At 31.7% G+C, this 6,233-nt stretch carries 9 protein-coding genes; 2 read left to right on the top strand and 7 right to left on the bottom strand.

The annotated features are described in order from the left end of the window. Positions 1–155: 155 nt before the first annotated feature. From B8T70_RS22675 to B8T70_RS22645, 7 genes are all read right to left on the bottom strand, one after another. Positions 156–749, bottom strand: coding sequence for a 2OG-Fe(II) oxygenase family protein (locus tag B8T70_RS22675; RefSeq protein WP_086896323.1), 594 nt, complete (start codon positions 747–749; stop codon positions 156–158). 160 nt (positions 750–909) lie between these two features. Beyond that, a complete protein-coding gene (locus tag B8T70_RS22670; RefSeq protein ID WP_086896322.1) occupies positions 910–2,373 on the bottom strand; it encodes an AAA family ATPase in 1,464 nt (487 codons plus the stop codon). 151 nt (positions 2,374–2,524) lie between these two features. After that, entirely contained in the window at positions 2,525–3,643 is a 1,119-nt protein-coding gene (locus B8T70_RS22665) for a VWA domain-containing protein (RefSeq protein ID WP_039115200.1), read from the bottom strand. Between the two features lie 107 nt (positions 3,644–3,750). After that, positions 3,751–4,131, bottom strand: a complete 381-nt coding sequence (locus B8T70_RS22660) for a YchJ family protein (RefSeq protein WP_086896321.1) — start codon at positions 4,129–4,131, stop codon at positions 3,751–3,753. Positions 4,132–4,149: 18 nt separating this feature from the next. Further along, the gene (locus B8T70_RS22655; protein WP_035628634.1) at positions 4,150–4,371 is read right to left on the bottom strand and encodes a hypothetical protein; all 222 of its coding nucleotides are present in this window, start codon (positions 4,369–4,371) and stop codon (positions 4,150–4,152) included. A gap of 5 nt (positions 4,372–4,376) precedes the next feature. After that, positions 4,377–4,529 carry a hypothetical protein gene (locus B8T70_RS24015; protein ID WP_086896320.1) on the bottom strand — a complete coding sequence of 51 codons (153 nt, stop codon included), beginning with the start codon at positions 4,527–4,529 and terminating at the stop codon, positions 4,377–4,379. Beyond that, the gene (locus B8T70_RS22645) at positions 4,529–5,074 is read right to left on the bottom strand and encodes a hypothetical protein (protein WP_086896319.1); all 546 of its coding nucleotides are present in this window, start codon (positions 5,072–5,074) and stop codon (positions 4,529–4,531) included. The genes B8T70_RS24015 and B8T70_RS22645 overlap by 1 nt, the downstream gene beginning before the upstream one ends. 88 nt (positions 5,075–5,162) lie before the next feature. Between B8T70_RS22645 and B8T70_RS22640 the strand changes: the two genes are divergently transcribed. Both B8T70_RS22640 and B8T70_RS22635 read left to right on the top strand, forming a co-directional pair. Further along, positions 5,163–5,414 (top strand): hypothetical protein, encoded by a 252-nt coding sequence (locus tag B8T70_RS22640; protein ID WP_039115206.1) that lies wholly within the window; start codon positions 5,163–5,165, stop codon positions 5,412–5,414. 213 nt (positions 5,415–5,627) lie between these two features. Beyond that, a complete protein-coding gene (locus B8T70_RS22635; RefSeq protein WP_039115207.1) occupies positions 5,628–6,068 on the top strand; it encodes a KTSC domain-containing protein in 441 nt (146 codons plus the stop codon). Positions 6,069–6,233 lie beyond the last annotated feature (165 nt).

The following is a 6,233-nucleotide window of genomic DNA, read 5'->3' as shown; positions in this document are numbered from 1 at the left end:
TACATATAACACATTATCGTGTTACAATCATAAGGAATTGTATTTTGGCTTTCATTTCTCATTTCTTTTACAAATCTATAAATATATTTCTAATATTCTATAGAATTAGTAGAGTTATTTTTATAAAAATTCAAAACATACTGGTAAACAAGCAATTAATCACTCTTTAACCAGCCCGTAATACTCATTCTTATGTTTTGGGTAACTAATACTTCATGAACTAATTCATCACTTTTAAAAAAGACAGTTTTACCTTGAGTAGGGCTAATTTTCTGATTGTTATTTAACTGATGAATAAGTAGTTCACCTCCATCACTTTCTTTCCAATCAGCATTTAAATAACTAATCATTGAGTATTTCCTACTCGGATTATTCTTAAATTGATCTAAGTGTTTCAAATAAAAATCTCCCGTTTCATATAAAGAATAATGAAACTCATAACCAGTTATACCAGCATAGCAACTAATGTTTAAATAAGCTATAAAAGCTTCAATCTGAACAAAAAATTCATTTTCGAATGCATTATTATGCTTTTTATCAAGCCAGTAAATCGAATCACTACGAATAGCTCCATCATAAGTTACTTTCTCCGAATTTCCTATTCCCGCATCCTGCAGTAAACTTTTAGCATTTAAATCAATAAGATTTTGTTTTAAATTATTTGCTAATTCCGTGGTCAAAAACTGCTCAGATATTCCTACTTTATTTTCAATATAAGTAGCAATCAAAGCCTCAAAGCTATTCTCCATTTGTGTATTTGCTGGAATACAAATGCAACCAACGGGACAAGGTAGACTAATTAAAATATGCAGCACTATAATTGAAGATAAATATCAAAAGCTAAATCTTTTAAATATAAAACAGCATAAAAAAAGGGAGCGACAATTATCTCTCCCTTTTTTTAAATCTTTACAGTTTACTGATATAACTACCATACATATCCTTGAATTCATATCCTTCGGAAAAACGGTCTTTACTTAATTTTTTATATTCTACCAATCCCCATAAAATGAACTCTTTCATAAAATAACGATCTTCAACTGGCAATTCAGACTGATATTTTTTAAGTAAAATATCAAGTGGAGGAATCCCATCAAGAATTTTCTTGTATTCGGCATCCGAACAATCATCTAACAATTCAAAACCACTTTCTGTAAAAAACCATTCGATTGTATCGGTATATGGTGTTTTCTCATTTGGTTTTTCAAGTTTTTCAATCTTAGGGAAATATATAGGGAAAAACGTTCGAATAGCATCACCTATTAAGCGTTGTGCAACAATTGCCGCTCCCTCCTGCTCTCCTTCATAAACCAATTCGACTTTTCCTGTAATAGCTGGAATAATCCCCATAAAGTCAGATAAACGCAAAACTGTTTTATCAATTCCTGCACGCAAAGCACGACGCTCCGCAGTACTTAATAAGTTTTCATATGCTGTAATACTCATTCTGGCACTTACACCGCTTTTATTATCTACAAACTCACTTTCGCGAGCTTCAAAACTTATTTGCTCCAATAAGTCCTTGGCCAAACTAAGAATATAAACCGATTCATTCTGGCTTGCATCTAATTTAGCTTCCTGTTCTGTAATCGTTCTGGCGATAGCAACAGTTTCAGGATAATGTGTCAGGATTTGTGAGCCAATTCTATCTTTTAATGGCGTAACTATACTTCCTCGATTCGTGTAATCCTCAGGATTTGCAGTAAATACAAATTGCATATCTAGAGGCATTCTTAACTTAAATCCTCTTATCTGAATATCTCCTTCTTGTAAAATATTAAACAAAGCTACTTGAATCCTAGCTTGCAAATCGGGTAATTCATTAATTACAAAAATACAACGATTGGCACGCGGAATCATTCCGAAATGAATCACACGGTCATCGGCATAAGAAAGCTTTAAATTGGCAGCTTTTATTGGATCCACATCCCCTATTAAATCGGCAACGGTTACATCTGGCGTAGCTAGCTTTTCGAAGAAACGATTATCTCTATGTAACCATTCGATGGGAGTCGAATCTCCTTTTTCGGCAATTATATCTTTTGCAAAGCGAGAAATTGGATTGAATGGATCATCATTAATTTCTGACCCAGCCACAAATGGAATGTATTCATCTAATAATTCCACCATTTTACGAGCCAATCTTGTTTTGGCCTGACCACGAAGACCTAATAAATTAATATTATGGCGTGATAAAATAGCACGTTCTAACTCCGGAATAACAGTATTTTCAAAACCATGAACACCCTCAAAAACAGGTTTACCAGATTTTATCTTTTCACGAAGATTATTTCGTAATTCATCTTTAATGCTTTTACTTTTATATCCAGAGGCTTTTAATTGACCTAAAGTGTTTATATTATTTATTTCCATTTTTATTGAAATATCAATTTGTTGTTTATTTTATATTTGAACTATTAAACGCAGCTGTGCATCTATGAAACTTTATCTAAAGTTAGACGCACTGCTGTGCGTCTCTACGGCAAATCTTTGTCGCTTTATTGCTCTGAACCTTTGAGACTCTTTATCGAACCCTCTTTTTTCTATTCGCTTCATAATCTTCAAAAATCATTTCGCCAAGACCTTTTAATCCCGTATAGAATGCTTTTCCCTGATTAGCTTCGGTAAAATGGTTGACAAAACGTTGCAAATAAGGATCACTTGCAATCATAAATGTGGTAATAGGAATATGCAACTTTCTGGCTTGTTGTGCCTGATTGTAACATTTGTCTACAATATATTCGTCTAAACCATTACTGTTCATATAATAAGATCCATCACGCTCACGAACGCAACTTGGCTTACCATCAGTAATCATAAATATTTGTTTGTTTGTATTTCTTTTTCGGCGTAATAAATCCATCGCCAGTTGCAAACCAGCAACTGTATTGGTATGATATGGTCCAACTTTTAAGTACGGTAAATCCTTGATAGCAATTGTCCAGGCATCGTTTCCGAAAACCAGAATATCAAGTGTATCTTTAGGATAGCGAGTAGTAATTAATTCGGCGAGCGCCATGGCAACTTTTTTGGCTGGAGTAATACGATCTTCGCCGTACAAAATCATACTATGACTAATATCTATCATTAAGACTGTACTCATTTGCGATTTGTATTGTGTTTCCTCCACAACCAAATCGTTTTCAGTTAGCATAAAACTCTCCACTCCATTATTGATTTGAGCATTACGCAAACTTTCTGTGAGCGAAATTCGTTCTAACCCATCGCCAAAATGAAACTCACGGAATTCCCCCGTATGTTCATCTCCATTTCCGGCATATTTAGTTTTGTGGTTTCCGTTTCCAGAACGTTTTAAATTTCCGAATATCTGATCAAGTGCTTGTTGCCTTATCGCACGCTCAGTTTTGGCAGTAATTCCAATTCCTGAAGAACCATCTTCTTTTATTTCGTCTTTTATATAACCTTTCTTTTTTAGATCTTCTATAAAATCGTCGATAGTATAATTCTCATCTGTAAGTTTGTATTCTTTATCCAACTCACGAAGCCAATCTATAGCTTCATCAAAATCACCCGAAGTATGGGTAATTAGCTCTTTGAAAATACCAAAAAGTTTTTCAAACGGAGACTGATTTGGCGCTTCATACGTTTTAAAATAAAACCCTTTTTTATGTTCCTCTTTCATAATTCTAAAATTACATCATTTTAGAATGTAGCTAAAACAAACAGATATTAATTTTTAGTTAAAAGATTTAATCAAAAATTAGCTGATAACCAGTTAAAAACTACTAATTATTCAAACTTTCCTTCAAGATAATACCAAACCCCATTTTCTTGTTTAAAAGTAGAAAACTCATAATGTGTTTGAGGTTGTTTCTTTTCATCCAAGAAGTAAGCCTTAAATGCAACTGTAGTTTCTGTAAAACTTATAATTTCCAATCGCTGCCATTCATTGGCTGTAGCCCAATTCAAGATATCCTCTTTCGAATAATATTTCCTTTCGGAAGAATGGGTCGTAGCCAATAAATAATCGGCATCTTTAATAACATAAGCCGAAAAACGAGAACGCATTAAAGCTAATGCAGTTGGCGCATTTTGATTATTCTTGAGATATAAACCACAACAATTATCAAAATATAAACCTGTATCGCAATAACATTTGGAATTTTCCATAAAGACAAAAATCTAAAATTATTCGGCAGTATTTATCTTTTGATGTAATTGGTTTAATAAAACCTGATATTTACTAATCTCGATTAAATCTTCATCCTCTTCCGAAAAATCGAGCAAATCATCCAAAATATCACTTACTTCTGCCAATTTATTGTTCGCAGATTTATTTTGTTTAGCAGCAATTAAATCTATTATTTCCTGAACACTTTCTTTTAAACCACTGAATTTATCGTTTTCCATATATTTTATTTATCAGATGAAGATTTATCCTCATTAAACTTCTTTACAATTTGTTTTAATTTCTCCTTACGCGCACTTTCAGCTTGTTTTACTTTGTCTTGTGCCTTGTGCAACTTATCGTTGTGTTTCTTAATATTCCTTTCGTTATTCCTTCCCATTATTCTATTTCTCTTTTAATTTCTTCTAAAGTTTTCTCTGTAAAAATAAGTTCATTTATAATTGCTTTACGCAAAGTATCGATATCTTCATAATCAAAATATTTTGCCCATGAAGTTAATTGTTGCAAGTTTCTAATTTGTTTAATCCTTTTTGTTGTTTCAAAACTGGTTCTAAGTATAGCTTTATTATCATATTCTGGATTATTCTTGTGTTGATAATTAACCGTGTTTCTAGAATAATCAGCTTCAATATAATATAATTTATCAATGGCATTATCAGGATAAAAAGAACTCCAAGCCGCAAAACCCAGTTTAAATTTAGATTCTGTTTCAGGTTCCATAGCATCCAAACGCCATTTGCTATTAGCTAATCTTCCCCAATGGTTAGAGAAACGATACATTCCTAAATCGGAATAATAATACCTACTTCCTGCTTTACTTTCAAATTGAATTTTCAAACCTTCAACTTCTTTCGAAGTTACTTCCTGAAAAACACAAAATGTATTTTTGAACGAATTAGGATTTGGTCTAAAGTTTTTTTGCATATGCAAATATACTTAGATTGTCACGAACTCCCTAAACCAAACAATATATTGATTAACTTTGCAGCTTCAATTTTTAAATAAAAATATCATGACAAAGGCTTCTCAAGAAAAAATGTTACAAAAAGGGGTTTATACTGGGATAATGGAGAAGGATGAAAACAACAACTATTTTTGTGGTGAATACCTTTTAGATTACAAGATAGCACATGCTAATCACGTAGTTGGAGATTGGATTACAATAAAATCTATAATCGAAAACCCAAGTGATATTAGCTATAACAAGTATCCTAAAAAATCAAAAAACTTTGACAAGGCAAATAATAAGCCTGAACAAAAATAAAACAATCATTTTTTAATCTTTTGCTTTTTCAGTACATAGTATTAAGAATCAGCAAACTTATTCTATTTAAAAATCAAGCTTTTACATATTTTTTGAATATTTTTTACTACGAAAGTAAAAAGTTAAAAAAAAGTGTACCTTTGCAAAAAATTTGTCTTTTTTGAATTAAACAAATATTAATTTCAATCTAATAGACAAGTAGTTATCTTATTTATGAAAAAAATAGTTGAATACCGCAAGTTACTAAACGTAGACAAAACTGCAGAATTAAAAGATTTAAAAACCATTTACCGTAATGCTATGAAAGAATGTCATCCTGACAAATTTCAAGGTAACGACGCTGGTTTGAAAGAAGCAGAAGAAAAAAGTAAATTAGTTATTGAAGCATACCACTTTTTGGTAAGTATCAATCCTGAGACAATTAAACTAAACTTGCCAGAATATACAGAAACAATCGCTACTTCATCTATTACAGATTACAAATTTGTAGAAGGTAGATTAATTATTGATTTCTCAAATGGTAGCGTTTACGAATACATCAGCGTACCAAAAGCTACTTATGTAAAAATGGTAAATGCAGATTCTCCTGGAAGATTTGCAAAAAGACATATTCTTAACTCTTTTACTTGGAGAAAGAAAACAAATCAAGACTAAAATTATAGTCTCTGTAAAAAAGCATCCACCATTGGCGGATGCTTTTTTTTTGCTGCAAAAACACCTAAAATATTATTTTTTATTTTAAAATTAAATCAAAAGAGTCACACATCCTTACAAAAAACACCCTAAACCAACTGACTACAAGGTTTTTATCTTACAAAA

It is taken from the genome of Flavobacterium sp. AJR (assembly GCF_002156885.1).
GTDB lineage: Bacteria > Bacteroidota > Bacteroidia > Flavobacteriales > Flavobacteriaceae > Flavobacterium.
This window is presented reverse-complemented; position numbering and strand designations above follow the sequence as displayed.

Bases quoted from the DNA above. Each gene is read 5' to 3' on its own strand.
- B8T70_RS22675 (WP_086896323.1), bottom strand. From the start codon at position 749: ATGGAGAATAGCTTTGAGGCTTTGATTGCTACTTATATTGAAAATAAA.
- B8T70_RS22670 (WP_086896322.1), bottom strand. From the start codon at position 2,373: ATGGAAATAAATAATATAAACACTTTAGGTCAATTAAAAGCCTCTGGA.
- B8T70_RS22665 (WP_039115200.1), bottom strand. From the start codon at position 3,643: ATGAAAGAGGAACATAAAAAAGGGTTTTATTTTAAAACGTATGAAGCG.
- B8T70_RS22660 (WP_086896321.1), bottom strand. From the start codon at position 4,131: ATGGAAAATTCCAAATGTTATTGCGATACAGGTTTATATTTTGATAAT.
- B8T70_RS22655 (WP_035628634.1), bottom strand. From the start codon at position 4,371: ATGGAAAACGATAAATTCAGTGGTTTAAAAGAAAGTGTTCAGGAAATA.
- B8T70_RS24015 (WP_086896320.1), bottom strand. From the start codon at position 4,529: ATGGGAAGGAATAACGAAAGGAATATTAAGAAACACAACGATAAGTTG.
- B8T70_RS22645 (WP_086896319.1), bottom strand. From the start codon at position 5,074: ATGCAAAAAAACTTTAGACCAAATCCTAATTCGTTCAAAAATACATTT.
- B8T70_RS22640 (WP_039115206.1), top strand. From the start codon at position 5,163: ATGACAAAGGCTTCTCAAGAAAAAATGTTACAAAAAGGGGTTTATACT.
- B8T70_RS22635 (WP_039115207.1), top strand. From the start codon at position 5,628: ATGAAAAAAATAGTTGAATACCGCAAGTTACTAAACGTAGACAAAACT.